This is a genomic window from Castellaniella sp. (assembly GCF_036379515.1).
Classification (GTDB): Bacteria; Pseudomonadota; Gammaproteobacteria; order Burkholderiales; family Burkholderiaceae_B; genus Castellaniella.
This window is the reverse complement of sequence record NZ_DASVGN010000027.1, coordinates 63,688-79,128: the sequence shown is the minus strand read 5'-3', so window position 1 is coordinate 79,128 and position 15,441 is coordinate 63,688. Positions and strand designations below refer to the sequence as shown.

Sequence of the window (15,441 nt, the reverse complement as noted above, 5' to 3'; positions counted from 1 at the left end):
TTGAGAATCGTTTTCATTACAAACAGGAGCATTCAGGAAATATCGGGTGAAGCCTGGCAGTCGTCAAGGCGCTTTCGTGGCCGGCCGCTACGCGGCCAGCTTTTGCAACAGCCCCCGCAGTTGTTGTACCCGGCCAGGGACGTCGACCGCGCCGCCGAAGGCGATTTTCAGGCGGTCGGCCCCGTGGAGCCGGATCTGGCGATTCTTTTGCACCAGATCGATGATGCGCATGGGTTCCACGTTGGGCTGTGCCGAAAACTGCAACGAGGCCTGCGTGTCACCGGCATCGATCTTGATGACGCCCAGAGGCTCGGCCAGCAGCCGCAGACGGTGCAGCGACATGAGGGTGTGGCCCGCCTCGGGCAGCTTGCCATAGCGGTCGATGAGTTCTTCCTGGATTTCCGTGAGTTCGTCACCGTCTTTGGCGTGCGCCAGGCGCTTGTACAGACCAAGCCGGGCCTGCACGTCCGCGCAGTAATCCGAAGGCAGCAGGGCGGGCGCGTGCAGATTGACCTCGCACTGAGTGCCCAAGGGGGAGTCCAGGTCAGGCTCTTCGCCAGACTTCAGTGCGCGTACGGCTGCCGCCAGCATGTCGTTGTAGAGCGAATAGCCGATTTCCTGAATGTTGCCGGACTGTGATTCGCCCAGCACTTCGCCGCTGCCGCGAATTTCGAGGTCGTGCATGGCGAGGAAAAATCCAGCACCCAGTTCTTCCATGGACTGGATGGCTTCCAGCCGCTTTTTGGCGTTGGATGTGATGGCGTCCTCGCCTGGGGTGAGCAGGTAGGCGTAGGCCTGGTGGTGCGAGCGACCCACTCGTCCACGCAGCTGGTGCAGTTGGGCCAGGCCCAGCTTGTCCGCCCGATGGATGAGAATCGTGTTGGCCGTGGGGACGTCGATCCCGGTTTCGATGATGGTGGTGCACAGCAAGACGTTGGAACGTTGCTGATAGAAGCCCTTCATGACGTCTTCCAGCTCGCGCTCACCCATCTGTCCATGGGCCACGGCGATGCGGGCTTCGGGTACCAGCTCTTCGAGGCGCGCCCTCCGGTTGAGGATGGTATCTACCTCGTTGTGCAGGAAATACACTTGGCCACCGCGCTTGAGCTCACGCAGGATGGCCTCGCGGATGGTGCTGCCGTCTTCGCGGCGCACGAAGGTCTTGATCGCAAGTCGCTTCTGCGGAGCCGTGGCAATGACCGAAAAATCGCGGATGCCTTCCAGGGACATGCCCAGCGTACGCGGGATGGGAGTGGCCGTGAGCGTGAGAACGTCCACCTCGGCCCGCAAGGCCTTCAGGGCTTCTTTCTGTCGCACGCCAAAGCGGTGTTCTTCGTCGATGATGGCCAGACCCAGCTGTTTGTAGCGGATGTCCTTGGACAGAATCTTGTGGGTGCCGATGACGATGTCTACCGTGCCGTCAGCCAGCCCCTGGATGGCTTTTGCGGCTTCTTTGCCAGTCCGAAAACGTGAAAGTTCGGCAATACGCACGGGCCAGTCCGCAAAGCGCGTGGCAAAGTTCTGTGCATGCTGTTCGGCCAGCAGGGTGGTTGGGCACAGCAGCGCAACCTGGCGGCCGTTCATGACGGCCAGGAAAGCAGCCCGCAGGGCGACTTCGGTCTTGCCAAAGCCCACGTCGCCGCACACCAGCCGGTCCATGGGGCGGCCCGACGTCATGTCCTGGATCACGGCCTCGATGGCCGAGGTCTGATCGGGCGTTTCTTCGAATCCGAAGCCTTCGGCGAAGGCCTGGTAGTCGCGCGCCGGGAACTTGAAGTGAAGGCCTTCTCGTGCTGCGCGCTGTGCGTATAGGGCGAGCAGCTCGGCCGCCGTGTCACGGGCCTGCTTGGCTGCCTTGCGGCGCGCCTTTTCCCATTGTCCCGATCCCAATGGATGCAGTGGCGCCTGGTCCGGGTCGGCACCGCTGTAGCGGGCAATCAGGTGCAGCTGCGACACCGGCACGTACAGCGTGGCTTCGTTGGCGTATTCCAGGTGCAGCAGTTCGATCGGGCCTTCGCCCAGGTCCATGCTGACCAGCCCGCGGTAGCGTCCGATGCCGTGCTGCACATGGACCACCGGATCGCCAATGTGCAGTTCCGCCAGGTCGCGCACCATGGCATCCACGTTGCTGCCGTGTTCGGCACGTCGGCGGCGGGTGGGGAGGGGGCGGCCCGATTGGCTGGGATAGAGATCGTTTTCGGTGAGGATGGCCAACCCTGCAGGCGGCAACAGGAAGCCTCCTGTGAGCGGAGCGATGGTCAGCGCAAAGCGGGACTCGCCCGCCAACATGTCCTGCCAGTTGTCGTAGGCTGCGTCAGGGGGCAGTCGGTAGTCGGTGAGCAGCTCGGCGATGGTCTCGCGTCGACCGGCCGAATCCACACAGATGAGCGTGCGCAGGCTCGTTTGCGCCAAATGGCGACGCAAGTTGGCGAGCGGGTCTTCGGCCCGGCGATTGATGGCGACCGTCGGGCAGGGCGCAAAATCCGGATGCGTCTGATCGTTGACCAGTGCCAGGCGCGCCGTCTGCTTGAGCTGCGTGTGGAATTCTTCGTCGGATAAAAACAGGGTGTCGGGCGCGAGAACCGGACGTTCCGGATCGGATTTCAGGAACTGCCAGCGGTTGTGGGCATCTTGGTGAAAGCGGGAGATGGCCGCCGATACGTCGCCTAGAGTCAGCGTGATGGTTTCGGCAGGCAGGTAGTCAAATAGCGTCGCCGTGCTCTCGAAAAAAAGCGGCAAGTAGTATTCGATGCCGGCGAAGGCAATGCCATTGCCGATGTCCTTGTAGGGCAGGGCACGCGAAGGATCGCCATCGAACACTTCGCGAAAGCGTGCGCGGAAGCGGTTGCGAGCCGCTTCATCCATGGGAAACTCGCGTCCCGGAAGCAACTCGATCTCGCGCACCGGGTAGAGGCTGCGTTGTGTGTCGATGTCGAAGCTGCGGATGGATTCGATCTCGCGGTCGAAAAGGTCGATGCGATAAGGCAGGGCCGAACCCATGGGGAATAGATCGATGAGCCCGCCTCGGATGCAGAATTCGCCCGGAGCGCTCACTTGCGTGACGTGGCTGTAGTTGGCCAGCGTCAGCTGCGCCCTCAGGCGTTCTTCGTCCAGCGTGTCGCCCTGATGGAATTCAAAGGTGTAGGCCGCCAGGAATTCGGTGGGTGCCAGCCGTACCAACGCTGTCGTGACGGGCACGATCAGGACGTCGACCACGTTCTGGCTCAAGGAATGCAGGGTGCGCAGGCGTTCCGAAATCAGGTCTTGATGCGGCGAGAAGCTGTCGTAGGGCAGGGTTTCCCAGTCGGGCAGGAAGCGCACTCGCAGTTCCGGGTCAAAGAGCGTGATTTCTTCAGCCAGGCGTTGCGCAGCCAGAGGGTCGGCACAGAAGGCAGCCAGTGTGTGCCGGGCCTCGCGGGCGAGCGCGGCGAGCAGGCAGGCATCTCCGGATCCCGGAGGGCGCGGCTGAACATAGCGCTGACCTGGTTTCAGAGCGGCGAGGGTCGCAGCGACCGAGGGGATGGCGAGTGCGGCGTGCGCGGGCGATGAGGCAGAGACATTCATGGAGGCCATAGTATAAAAGGAGGCGCCCGCCACCGGATGAACCTTGCAGTACACTTTGAGCCTCTTGCCTTGTGCGCTGCGCGTGAGCCTTTTGATCGGTCATGCATTACACCTTCCAGTTTGCTCCCGTGTTCGAGGCCTGGCCGCTGCTGCTGCACGGTACCTGGGTCACGATACAGCTTTCGGTGTCCGCCATGATCCTTGGTCTGCTGGTGGCGGTGCTGTGTGCCTGGGGCAAGACGGCCGGGCCTGCGCCGTTGCGCGCCGTGATTCAGGTGTACATCGAGATCATCCGCAATACGCCTTTCCTGGTGCAGTTGTTTTTCTTCTTCTTCGCTTTGCCGGCCTTTGGCGTGCGGTGGCCTCCTTATGTGGCTGCCTTGGTAGCCATGGTGGTGAACCTGGGGGCGTACGCCACTGAGATCGTGCGTGCCGGCATCGAAGCCACACCACGCGGCCAGCTCGAGGCGGGCATGGCGCTGAACTTGAACCGGCTCGAGGTCTTTCGCTTCATCATTCTCAAGCCCGCACTGCGTACCATCTACCCGGCGCTCACAAGCCAGTTCATCCTGCTCATGCTGGCTTCCAGCGTGGTGTCGGTGATTTCGGCCAATGACCTCACTTCGGTGGCCGCCACGCTGCAGTCCCAGACCTTTCGCAGTTTCGAGATCTACATCGTCATCACGGTGATCTACCTGGTGCTGACGCTGTTGTTCTCGTTTCTGTTTCGCCGCGCGTATGTGTGGTTTCTGGATTATCCGGACGGTCGGTGATGCGTACTTTCGGGCCTTCGGACTTCTGGTACATCGTGCTTGCCGCTCAGTGGACGATACTGCTTTCTTTGGCGGCATTTGCGGGCGGTGGGGTGGTGGGCCTTCTGGTCGCCTTGGCGCGTACCGGAACCATGCGGTCCGCCCGGGTGTTGGCCACCGGTTTCATTCATCTTTTCCGGGGCACGCCCTTGCTCCTGCAGCTGTTCCTCATGTTTTTTGGTGCGCCCGTCGTGGGCATTGAAATCGACCCTTGGACGGCGGCGGTGCTGGCACTGACCCTGAATGCCGGTGCTTTTCTGGGCGAAATCTGGCGCGGTTGCATCGAATCTGTGCCGCGCGGCCAATGGGAGGCTTCTCACGCGCTGAGCCTGTCCTACTTCAATCGCATGCGCCACGTCATTTTGCCGCAGGCGCTGAAGGTCGCGGTTCCTCCCACGGTGGGGTATCTGGTGCAGGTGGTAAAAGGCACATCGCTGGCGGCCATCATCGGGTTCACCGAGCTGACCCGAGCGGGACAGATCATCAATAATGCAACCTTTCAGCCGATGATCGTCTTTTCGGTAGTCGCAACGCTGTATTTCATCTTATGCTGGCCGTTGTCGCTTTTGGCGACGCGGATGGAACGACGCCTTTCGGCGTCACAGCCACGGGGCTGAACAGGCCGTATGCCGTGATGGGCGTCGAGGCAATATTGATAACACAAGGAGACCACTGATGTTCAATCGTCAAACACTACGCGGGCTTGTCGGAGCCGCAGTGCTGGCTGCCACAGCCACGCTGGCCCTGGGCCTGACCTCGACGGCACAGGCCGAGACCATCGACCAGGTCAAGCAGAAGGGCGAGCTGACCATAGGAATGCTGGTCGATTTCCCTCCGTATGGTATTCTGAATACCGAGAACAAGCCTGATGGCTACGACGCCGACGTTGCCAGGGTCCTCGCCAAGGATTTGGGCGTCAAGCTCAAGATCGTCCCCGTGACGGGGCCCAATCGCATCCCGTATCTGCTGACGGGCAAGGTCGACATGCTGGTGGCCTCGCTTGCCATCACCCCCGAGCGGGCCAAGCAGGTTCAGTTCTCGCACCCTTATTCGGCTGCGCAGATCGTGGTCTTCGGCGGCAAGAATCTGAAGATCAAAGGACCTGAAGGCCTGTCGGGGCTGCGCATTGGGGTGGCGCGCGCCAGCACGCAAGACATTGCCGTGACCAAGATTGCGCCCAAGGATGCCAAGATCCAGCGTTTTGACGACGACGCATCGGCCATGCAGGCTTTGCTTTCGGGGCAGGTTGATGCCATTGGCTGCTCCACCACGGTCGCTGCCGGGATCGCCAAGCGCGCCCCAGACCGCTTCAACCAGAAGTTCGTGCTGCTGCAGCAGGAAATGGCCGTTGCCCTGCGTCCGGGTGAACCCAAGACGCTGGCGACCGTCAATGAGCTGATCGATCGCAACATCAAGAATGGCGAGTTCAGCAAGCTGTACGAAAAATGGCTGGGAACGCCGTTGCCCGCCCTCAAGCAGTCGTGATTCACGAAGGAAGATGATGTCTGGTTCTCATGTAGCTCTGATTTCTCTGACGTCCTTCGGGGCGTCAGAGGTGCGCCGCCACGGGCAGGCATGGTTTGCGCGCCTGTCGCATGCGGCGGGCGCCGATGGCATCGAGGTGCGTGGCGAATTGCTGCGCGGTGAACCTGAAGGCGAACTCGAAGAGTTGGCCGCTATCGTGTCGGAATCCGGAATGCGTTGCGTGTACTCCAGCCCTCGCGGCATGTGGGACGAAGGCGGCCGGTTCGATACGGCAGCCGTGCAAGAGGGGCTCTCTCGTGCGCACGTCTTGGGAGCCACCACGCTGAAGATGTCCATTGGGCGGTTTCGTCCGGGCGATGCAGAGGGCTGGCGGGCACTGAAAGGCTTGCTGGCGGGTGGCTCGGTCAGCCTGTTGGTTGAAAACGACCAGCAGGCCTGCTCGGGCAGCCGGCCCGCACTCGAAGCATTTTTTCGCGAAGCGGACGCACATACGCTCGCACTGGGCATGACGTTCGACGTCGGCAACTGGCATTGGGTGGGTGAATCGCCCCTCGAAGTCGCATCCGTGTTTTCGACGCGTGTGCGCTATGTTCATTGCAAGGGGGTCTTCAGGCGTCCTGACAAATGGGTGGCGGTCCCGCTGGCGGAATCGTCGGCACCGTGGCGTGCCATTCTGCGGGCGCTCCCGGGCGAGGCCATGCGCGCCATTGAATATCCGCTCCTTGGAGACGACTTGCTGGCCGTCACGAGGGCTGCGCTCGAAGGCCTGCGCCATGCCGACTGACGTTCGGTCCACCGCGCTGGACGTCGTCACGTTCGGTGAGGCCATGACCATGCTGGTGGCGGATCAACCGGGCTCTCTGGAATCAGTGACCGTGTTCCACAAGCGGACAGCCGGGGCCGAAACCAATGTCGCCATTGGCCTTGCCCGTCTGGGCCTGCGCGTGGGTTGGGCCAGTCGAGTGGGTGATGACTCTATGGGGCGGTACCTGCTGACCAGCATCCGCGACGAAGGCGTGGACTGCTCCCATGTGGCGTGCGTGGCGGGCGAACAGACGGGGATGCTCTTCAAGGGCAAGGTCACCGACGGCAGCGATCCGCGGGTGGAATATCACCGTCGTGATTCTGCAGCCAGCCGCATGACGGTGCAGGATGTCGACCGTTCGTGGCTGTTGAGTACCCGCCATTTGCACTCTACCGGGGTGTTTGCCGCAGTCTCGGCCGACACCTATGCCCTGACGCAGCACACGATGAATCTGATGCGAACGGCTGGGCGTACGGTGTCTTTCGACCCCAACTTGCGTCCTTCGCTGTGGGCCTCGCCTGAGGCGATGCGCACGGGCATCAATACGCTGGCAGCGCTGGCCGATTGGGTCTTGCCGGGCCTTGCAGAAGGCCGGCAGCTCACGGGACAGCAGTCACCCAAAGCCATTGCCCGGTTTTATCTCGATCTGGGAGTGAAGCTGGTGGTGATCAAGCTGGGGGCCGAGGGGGCTTACTTCGACAATGGCCGTGATCACGGGACGGTGCCGGCGGCGCCGGTGGCCCAGGTAGTCGATACTGTGGGAGCGGGCGATGGCTTTGCCGTCGGGGTCATCAGTGGTCTGCTGGCGGGAAGTTCGCTTGACCGCGCAGTGGCCCGGGGCGCGTGGATCGGGGCGCGTGCCGTGCAGGTGACCGGGGACACTGAAGGCCTGCCCACGCAAGAAATCCTGCGTGCAGCAGGACTATAGAAAGGATTGAGTCATGAGTCGAGAGAGCATTCTGTTGTACCGCCAGTTGCCGCCCGCACAGCGCGAGCGCCTGCTTCAGGAGCACGAGGTCATCGAGGTCTACGGGCGCGATGCAGCGGGGCGTGAGGCGTTCCTGGCGGCGCTTCCAAAAGTGGCCGGGCTCATTGGCTCAGGGCTGAAGATCGAACCTGCGATGCTGGATCAGGCCCCCCATCTGAAGGTCATTTCCAGTGTCTCGGTCGGTGTGGATCACTATCCGCTGGCTGCGATGCACGAACGCGACATCGTACTGTGCCACACGCCCGACGTGCTCACGGATTCGGTGGCCGATCTGGTGTTCGGCATGGTGCTGGCCACGAGCCGACGCCTGGTCGAAATGGCGCAACTGGTGCGCGACGGGCAGTGGCGGCGCAGCCTGGAATCCGACCAATATGGTTGGGACGTGCACGGCAAGACTTTGGGCATCCTGGGCTACGGCCGGATTGGTCAGGCGCTGGCGCGACGCGCGGCGCTGGGATTTGGCATGCCGGTGATCTATCATTCGCGTCATCCGGTCGGCAGCGGTTTGCCGTCATCCGCGAAAGTGTCAGGCGGCTCGTTGGGTGACGTGCTGGAGCGCTCGGATTTCGTGGTGGTGATGGTGCCCCTGACCGCACAGACGCGCGGCATGCTGGGGGCCGAGGCTTTTGCCCGCATGAAGCCGGGGGCCATTCTCATCAACGCGGCGCGCGGGCCCATCGTGCAAGAATCAGCATTGCTCGAGGCGCTGGATTCTGGCCATCTGCGGGCCGCCGGGCTGGATGTGTTCGACATCGAGCCTTTGCCTCTGGATTCTCGCCTGAGAGACCATCCCAGGATCTTGGCTTTGCCACACATGGGCTCGGCCACTCACGAAACGCGCACCGCCATGGCCGACATGGCCGTGAGCAACCTGCTCAGCGTCTTGCGGGGCGATCCCGCCTTGGCGACGTATCCCACGGCCTGAGTCGGGTGTTGATGCACCGGGTGTCCCGTTTGGCTCATGCGAATATCAATGGACATGGTTGCCGAACGGGACAATCATTTTTCAGGGCTTGGGCTGTGCCTGACTGACGGCGTGCCGGGCCAGTGTGGTGATGGACTCCCAGTCGTGGTGCAGGATGGCTTCTTTGGGTGTGAGCCATGAGCCACCCACGCAGCGTACGTTCGGCAGTGCAAGATAGGCGCCCATGTTCGCGGCATGGATGCCACCGGTGGGGCAGAACCTGAGTTCTGGCAGTGGACCGAACCAGGATTTCAACAGGGGAATCCCCCCCACGGCTTCGGCGGGGAAGAGCTTCAGGACATTAAAACCAAGCTCTGCGGCCCGCATGGCTTCTGACGCTGTCGCTACACCGGGCAGGAACGGAATCCCGCAGCCGGTTGCTGCACGTGCCAGATCTTCAGTCAGACCGGGGCTGACGCCAAAGCGTGCCCCTGCGCTGATCGCTGCATCGAGTTGTTGAGCTGTCCGTACGGTGCCTACCCCCACCACCGCCTCGGGGACCTGTCCGTGGATTGCTCGGATGGCCTCCAGCGCCGCCGGGGAGCGCAAGGTGACTTCCAGTGCGCGGACCCCCCCCGCCACTAGGGCGCGGGCAAGATCGACGGATGTGGCAAGATCGTCGATGACGATGACGGGGATGACGGGGCTGAGATCAACAAGTTCGGTGGGGTTCATGGCAAGGGCCGCAGTGTGCTGGCTGACGATATTACCGTGATTGGTCACGGCCTGTGTCTGACGCCGGGTCATGCGCTCCTGCGTAGCGGGCTCGTCTACAATCCTCAACCATGAGTTCTTCCTTGTTTGCCATTGTGCCGGCGGCAGGCGTGGGGGCGCGTGCGGCAACCGCACAAGGCGTGCCCAAGCAATATCGTCTGCTGGGTGGGCAACCCATGCTGCGGTGGGCGGTGAGCGCCTTGCTGCAGGATGCGCGCGTGCAGCAGGTCCGGGTTGCGGTAGCCGCGCACGACCACTGGGTGGACGACGCCTTGGCCGGCCTGGCGCATGTGTGCGTATGCCGCTGTGGGGGTGTCACCCGCGCAGACACGGTGCGCAATGCCTTGTCCGAGGTCGATCTGCCATCGGATGCCTGGGTGCTGGTTCACGATGCCGCCCGCCCGGGCTTGCCCACTGATGCGTTGGCGCGTTTGATCGATACCTGTTTGCAACAGGCGCGCGGTGGCATTCTGGCTTTGCCGGTTTCCGATACCGTCAAGCGGGCACAGAGAGCGGACGCTGCAGCTTCGGATCTGATTGCGATCGATGGCACGCAAGCGCGTGATTCCCTGTGGTTGGCCCAGACTCCACAGATGTTCCGTGCCCGTGAACTGTTGGAGGCCCTGCAGGCGACGCAAGGGGACTCCCGTGTCACCGACGAGGCTTCGGCAGTGGAACTGGCCGGCGCATCCGGCCCATCGCCTTTGCTGGTGCGAGGGGCCCGCGAAAACATCAAACTCACCTGGCCTGACGATTTTGTCTGGTTTGAACACTGGATGGCTGGAGGACGTGCATGACGAGTTCATTTCCGTTTCGGGTGGGCCAGGGCCATGACGTGCACAGGCTGACCGAAGGCCGGCCGCTCATCATCGGTGGCGTACAAATTCCATACGCGCGCGGGCTGGTGGGGCATTCCGATGCCGACGTGCTGCTGCATGCCGTCACCGATGCAGTGCTGGGTGCAGCTGGGCTAGGTGATATCGGCCGGCATTTTTCAGATCGTGATCCCCGCTGGGCGGGGGCCGACAGCCGTCTTTTCTTGCGTGAGGCCTTTCGGCTCGCCCAGGTGGCGGGCTGGCAGGTGGTGAACGTCGATGCCACCATCCACGCGCAGGCGCCCAAAATAGCTCCTCATGCGGCTGCGATGGCTGCTTGTGTGGCTCAGGACCTGCAGGTAGAGATCTCGGCGGTGAACATCAAGGCCAAAACAGCCGAAGGGCTGGGGGCGTTAGGACGCGGCGAAGGCATTGCTGCCGACGCGATTGTGTTGCTGGCGGCAACCACCCGTTGACCGTGCAGCGTCTCGTGCGGGTTGCGGCCGATCTTCAGGGTGTTGACTGACACGTGCTGGAAGTTGCTCGGCTTGTTTTAGTCGGTACACTATCCACACGAAAATTCACGGACGGTGGTCTTGCAAATGACGAAGAAACTTACTCTCGGGCTTATTGGTGCCGGACTGATGGGACATGGCGCAGCGAAGAATCTTCTCAAGGCTGGTTATCCGTTGGTCACAATGGCGCATAGTAATCGAGTCCCGGTGGACGACCTCCTTGGTCGCGGCGCCACCGAGGCCTCTGATGCGGGCGAGATCGCAGCGAAAGTGGACATGCTCTTTCTGTGCGTGACATCATCCGTGGTAGTGGAATCGCTGGTAGAAGGCGATAACGGCATTCTGGCGAACGGCCGTTCGGGGTTGGTCGTGGTCGACATGTCGACGGGCGACCCGGCTACAACACTCAGGCTGGGGGCACGGCTCGCAACGCGTGGCATCCGCCTCGTTGATGCTCCCCTGGCGCGTACGCCGCGAGAGGCCGAAGAGGGCCGCCTGAATATCCTCCTTTCCGGTGATGCCGACGTGGTCGCTCAAGTACGACCGGTCGTCTCCGCATTTTGCGAAAACGTGTTTGAAATTGGGGCCCTGGGCAGTGCGCTCAAGCTCAAGCTGATCAACAATCTGCTGTCCCTGGGGCATGCGGTGCTTGCTGCTGAAGCGGTCAATGCGGCCCGAGCTGCTGGGGTCGACCTGGCGAAGCTTCACGAGGTGGTCTCCCATGGCGGTGCGAACAGCGCGGCGTTCGGGATGATCGTGTCACATTTGCTGCAAGGTGATGAAACCGGCATGCAGTTCTCTGTACGCAACGCGCGCAAGGATCTGGGGTGTTATCGCCGGATGATCGAGGGTGCCGACATGGTCGACCTGTTGAGCGGCTCTGCGTACAACGCTTTCAACATGGCCACGCTTCTCGGACATGGTGATGAAATGATCAGCAGGATGGCAGGGATCTTTGCTGCCGAGTCGCTTGGGAAAAAATCCAAGGAGCATCGAACATGAGGCAGACTTGGCGCTGGTTTGGCCCGCACGATACCGTCAGTGTCGACGATATGTTGCAGGCCGGTGTGCAAGGGGTCGTGTCGGCGTTGCATCACATTCCAGCCGGTGAGGTGTGGTCGCTGGCCGAGATCGCGAAACGCAAGACGCAGATTGCGCGGATGAATGACGGGTCACCGTCCGGCTTGGCCTGGGAAGTGGTCGAGAGTCTGCCGGTATCTGAAGACATCAAGAAGCAGTGCGGGCAGTGGCGCTCGCATCTCGAGAACTACAAGCTGAGCCTGCACCATCTGGCGCAGAGCGGCATTGAGGTTATCTGCTACAACTTCATGCCGGTGCTGGACTGGACCCGCACAGATCTGAGCTGGCGTCTGCCTCATGGCGGCAGCGGCATGCGTTTTGACTTCGTCGATTTTGCAGCTTTCGATATCCATATTCTGCAGCGCCCGGGTGCTGCCGAGTCGTTCCCGGATGATCTGGTTCGAGCGGCGGCCGCGCGCTTCGAGACGATGGACGACGCACGGCGTCAGCAACTTGCCACCAATGTGGCCTACGGGCTGCCAGGTTCGGTCGAACACCTGACACTAGGTGATGTGCGGGCGCATCTTGCGGAGTACCGGCAGATCGACGCCGGTCAGCTGCGTCGGCATTTTTATGACTTTCTGGAAGAAGTTGCTCCGGTTGCCCAAGGCCTCGGCCTGCGGCTGTGCTGCCACCCGGATGATCCTCCGTATCCGTTGCTGGGCCTGCCGCGCATCATGTCCACAGAGTCCGACTATGCGGCGTTGATGAGCGCGGTCGACGTGCCAGCCAATGGAATCACGCTGTGTTCTGGGTCGCTGGGGGCTCGTGCGGACAACGATTTGCCCGGCATGATGCGCCGCTTGGGTGACCGCGTCCACTTCCTGCATCTGCGCAACGTCCATCGAGAAACGGCCGCAGTGTTCGGGTCCTTTCACGAGGCCGATCATTTGGGCGGAGACACGGACATGGTGGCGCTTGTGCTCGCGGCTGTTCAAGAAGAGCGCCGGCGCCGTGCGGCAGGGCGCCGCGATGTTTCGATTCCCTTTCGGCCGGATCATGGGTTGGACCTTCTCGACGACCTCAAGCGCAAGGCACAACCCGGTTATCCGGCGATTGGTCGGCTGCGTGGGCTTGCTGAGCTCAGGGGCATTGTCACGGCGCTGGAGCATTCGGATGTGAAGCTGGCGGCATGAATTCCCACCGCTTGAATGCGGCCTGGCTGGAGCGCGCGAGGCAGGACCCGTCGATGTCCAGCGGGCTCGCGCTGCCGGGCTATGATCCGGCTGCGCATGGCGTCGGCATTGTCCACCTGGGCGTTGGCGCCTTCCATCGAGCCCATCAGGCGGTTTATGTCGACGACACGCTGGCTCGCCACGGTGGTGACTGGAGGATTGCGGGGATCAGTCTTCGAGGCTCAGCAGTAGCAGCGTCCTTGAACCCGCAGGATGGCCTCTATACCTTGCTGGTACGTGACGGCAGTCAGGCGCAGGGGCGCGTGATTGGCAGCATTGCCCATGTGACAGCGGCTGCGCAGCAACCGCAATTGGCACGTGGAGCGCTGATTCGGCCAGGGGTAAAGGTCGTGACCTTGACGGTTACAGAAAAGGCCTATGGTCTCGGGCGCTCGAGCGGTGCCGTATTACCCGATCACCCGGCTGTCGCGCATGATCTCGCACATCCTGCAGAGCCAGCGGGTGTGCTCGGGATGTTGGTCTGGGCCTTGGGAGAACGACGCAGGCGCGGACTTGCGCCGTTCACAGTCCTGTGCTGCGACAATCTTCCTTCCAATGGCCACTTGCTGCGGGCGGGAGTCCTGGATTTCGCTGGTCGCGTGGAACCCGGTCTGGAGGCCTGGATCGGTGCGAACGTTGCGTTTCCGTCCACCATGGTCGACCGTATCACACCCGCTATGACAGAGCAGACGCGAGCGGATGCAGCGTCCCTGGTGGGGTGTGAAGACCAGGCTGCTGTCGAGACGGAGCCCTTCAGCATGTGGGTGATCGAAGACAACTTTCCGCAGGGACGTCCCGCCTGGGAAGACGCGGGCGCCCTCATGGTGAGCGATGTGAATCCGTATGAGCGGATGAAGCTGCGGGTGCTCAATGGCGCTCATTCGCTATTGGCCTATGCGGGGCATGTGGCTGGCCATGTCTACGTCCGCGATGCAATGCGTGATGAAGCGCTGTCACGTATGGTGAGCACCTATATGTGTCGCGCGGCAGAGACCTTGCAGCCTGTGGCTGGCGTCGATTTTGCAGATTATGCAGCGGCGCTACGACAACGTTTCGCGAATCCGGCTATTGCCCATGAGACCTATCAGATTGCCATGGACGGGACCGAGAAGCTGCCTCAACGCATTCTGGACCCGGCGCGGGATTGCCTGATTGGTGGGCAAGATCTTCGCCCGTTTGCCTTTGCTGTGGCCGCCTGGATGCGGTATTGCCTCGGTGTGACCGAACAGGGTCGGCGCTATCTGTTGCGGGATCCTCGTGAGAATGAGATCAGGGTGGTGCTGCAGGGCTCTTCTGATGATGCCCGAGGGATTGCGGCAGCGTTGATGGCCTTGCCGGGGGTGTTTCCGTCGGAGCTCCGTGATGCGTCGGTGTGGCGCAGCCTGGTGGTGGATTCCTTGCGTGTCATGCTCAGCGGCGGGATGGCCGCTGCATTATCGATGTCCTGATCCTGTGGTGGGTGTCGTCCGTCCGCATTGACAGGTGCGAATGAAATCGATACCATAAAAAACCATCTACTATCAGATAAGCTCCCTCTGGAGGCAATAGTGAAAAGTTCCCTACCGGGCTATGTGCCGCAGGGCGTCGTTCCTGCAGTGCTTCTGCCATTCAACCAGGATCTATCCATTGACGAGGCCTCTTATCGCCGACACCTGGACGATCTTGCCAGTGTGTCAGGGGTGACCGCGCTGACAATCAACGGTCATTCTGCAGAGATTCACACGCTTAGTTTTGAAGAGCAGCAGCGGGCGCTTGAGATCACTGTGGATCAGGTGGGCGACAAGCTTCCCGTCATTTGCGGTGTTTACACCGAAAGCACCCTTCAGGCGCAGCGCATTGCACGCATGGCCAAAGCGGGGGGTGCATCCTGCTTGCTGGCCTTTCCCCCTGCCGTTCTCATGTTTCGCGGTGAAGACCGTCCCGAGGTCTTCGTCGATTACTACAAGGCACTGGGTGACGCCACCGATCTGCCGATTGTCCTGTTTCAATTCCCCAAGTGGACTGGCCTTCAGCTGTCCATGGATACGCTGGTCAAGGCCTGCGAAACGGTTCCAACCATTGTTGCCATCAAGGATTTGTGCTCCGACCCCGCGCTGCACGAAATGCAGATTCGTACCTTGCACGCGCTTGCGCGACCAGTCAATGTCATGACCACTCATTCGTCTTGGTTGATGGGGTCATTGGCCATGGGAGCTCGCGGAATCATTTCAGGGGCGGGCAGTGTAATCGCTGACCTGCAAGTGGCTCTGTTCGATGCTTACCAGAAGGGCGATATGCCAAAGGCAGCACAAGTGGGTGAACGCGTCTACGCTGCTGTTCAGGCCTTTTACGCCAAACCCTACATTGACTGGCAAGCGCGCATGAAAACGGCACTGGTCCTGTGCGGGCGCCTGCCGAACGCCCTCGTTCGGCCGCCCCTGAAAGCGATTGATGATGCCGAGCGGGCGCGGTTGTCCCACTGGCTTGGGAAGGCCGGTCTGACGTCAGATACCGTTTATCGAAACACCTGAAGGCTCCTCGGTGC

General features: G+C 61.7%; 14 protein-coding genes. 12 read left to right on the top strand and 2 right to left on the bottom strand.

Annotated features, from left to right (window positions below; genetic code table 11):
* Window positions 1-87 precede the first annotated feature (87 nt).
* Window positions 88-3,564 (bottom strand): transcription-repair coupling factor, encoded by a 3,477-nt coding sequence (gene mfd / locus VF285_RS08575; protein ID WP_346952202.1) that lies wholly within the window; start codon window positions 3,562-3,564, stop codon window positions 88-90.
* A 101-nt stretch (window positions 3,565-3,665) separates the two neighbouring features.
* On the opposite strand from mfd, the gene VF285_RS08570 reads away from it, so the two are divergent.
* From VF285_RS08570 to VF285_RS08545, 6 genes are read left to right on the top strand one after another with little or no spacing between them, the layout of a single operon-like run.
* Window positions 3,666-4,337 (top strand): amino acid ABC transporter permease, encoded by a 672-nt coding sequence (locus tag VF285_RS08570; RefSeq protein WP_346952201.1) that lies wholly within the window; start codon window positions 3,666-3,668, stop codon window positions 4,335-4,337.
* Complete coding sequence (locus VF285_RS08565; protein ID WP_346952350.1) at window positions 4,337-4,993, top strand: amino acid ABC transporter permease; 657 nt, start codon at window positions 4,337-4,339, stop codon at window positions 4,991-4,993. Before VF285_RS08570 ends, VF285_RS08565 begins: the two co-directional genes overlap by 1 nt.
* A 58-nt stretch (window positions 4,994-5,051) precedes the next feature.
* Window positions 5,052-5,861 carry a transporter substrate-binding domain-containing protein gene (locus tag VF285_RS08560; protein WP_346952200.1) on the top strand — a complete coding sequence of 270 codons (810 nt, stop codon included), beginning with the start codon at window positions 5,052-5,054 and terminating at the stop codon, window positions 5,859-5,861.
* A gap of 16 nt (window positions 5,862-5,877) precedes the next feature.
* Window positions 5,878-6,645 (top strand): sugar phosphate isomerase/epimerase family protein, encoded by a 768-nt coding sequence (locus VF285_RS08555; RefSeq protein WP_414648111.1) that lies wholly within the window; start codon window positions 5,878-5,880, stop codon window positions 6,643-6,645.
* Window positions 6,635-7,594 (top strand): sugar kinase, encoded by a 960-nt coding sequence (locus VF285_RS08550; RefSeq protein ID WP_346952198.1) that lies wholly within the window; start codon window positions 6,635-6,637, stop codon window positions 7,592-7,594. The genes VF285_RS08555 and VF285_RS08550 overlap by 11 nt, the downstream gene beginning before the upstream one ends.
* A 13-nt stretch (window positions 7,595-7,607) precedes the next feature.
* Complete coding sequence (locus VF285_RS08545; RefSeq protein WP_346952197.1) at window positions 7,608-8,579, top strand: D-glycerate dehydrogenase; 972 nt, start codon at window positions 7,608-7,610, stop codon at window positions 8,577-8,579.
* Between the two features lie 81 nt (window positions 8,580-8,660).
* Here the strand turns inward: VF285_RS08545 and eda are convergent, their stop codons facing one another.
* Window positions 8,661-9,293: a bifunctional 4-hydroxy-2-oxoglutarate aldolase/2-dehydro-3-deoxy-phosphogluconate aldolase gene (eda, locus tag VF285_RS08540; RefSeq protein WP_346952349.1), complete on the bottom strand. Its 633-nt coding sequence runs from the start codon at window positions 9,291-9,293 to the stop codon at window positions 8,661-8,663.
* 110 nt (window positions 9,294-9,403) lie between these two features.
* Here eda and ispD point away from each other — a divergent pair, with 110 nt between their 5' ends.
* The 6 genes from ispD (at window position 9,404) to VF285_RS08510 (ending at window position 15,427) form a co-directional block, all read left to right on the top strand.
* Complete coding sequence (gene ispD / locus VF285_RS08535; RefSeq protein WP_346952196.1) at window positions 9,404-10,129, top strand: 2-C-methyl-D-erythritol 4-phosphate cytidylyltransferase; 726 nt, start codon at window positions 9,404-9,406, stop codon at window positions 10,127-10,129.
* The gene (gene ispF, locus VF285_RS08530; protein ID WP_346952195.1) at window positions 10,126-10,623 is read left to right on the top strand and encodes a 2-C-methyl-D-erythritol 2,4-cyclodiphosphate synthase; all 498 of its coding nucleotides are present in this window, start codon (window positions 10,126-10,128) and stop codon (window positions 10,621-10,623) included. The genes ispD and ispF overlap by 4 nt, the downstream gene beginning before the upstream one ends.
* Window positions 10,624-10,749: 126 nt before the next feature.
* The gene (locus tag VF285_RS08525; RefSeq protein WP_346952348.1) at window positions 10,750-11,664 is read left to right on the top strand and encodes an NAD(P)-dependent oxidoreductase; all 915 of its coding nucleotides are present in this window, start codon (window positions 10,750-10,752) and stop codon (window positions 11,662-11,664) included.
* Complete coding sequence (uxuA, locus tag VF285_RS08520; RefSeq protein ID WP_346952194.1) at window positions 11,661-12,878, top strand: mannonate dehydratase; 1,218 nt, start codon at window positions 11,661-11,663, stop codon at window positions 12,876-12,878. Before VF285_RS08525 ends, uxuA begins: the two co-directional genes overlap by 4 nt.
* Window positions 12,875-14,365, top strand: a complete 1,491-nt coding sequence (locus VF285_RS08515) for a mannitol dehydrogenase family protein (protein WP_346952193.1) — start codon at window positions 12,875-12,877, stop codon at window positions 14,363-14,365. Before uxuA ends, VF285_RS08515 begins: the two co-directional genes overlap by 4 nt.
* Window positions 14,366-14,464: 99 nt before the next feature.
* The gene (locus tag VF285_RS08510; RefSeq protein ID WP_346952192.1) at window positions 14,465-15,427 is read left to right on the top strand and encodes a dihydrodipicolinate synthase family protein; all 963 of its coding nucleotides are present in this window, start codon (window positions 14,465-14,467) and stop codon (window positions 15,425-15,427) included.
* Window positions 15,428-15,441: the final 14 nt, after the last annotated feature.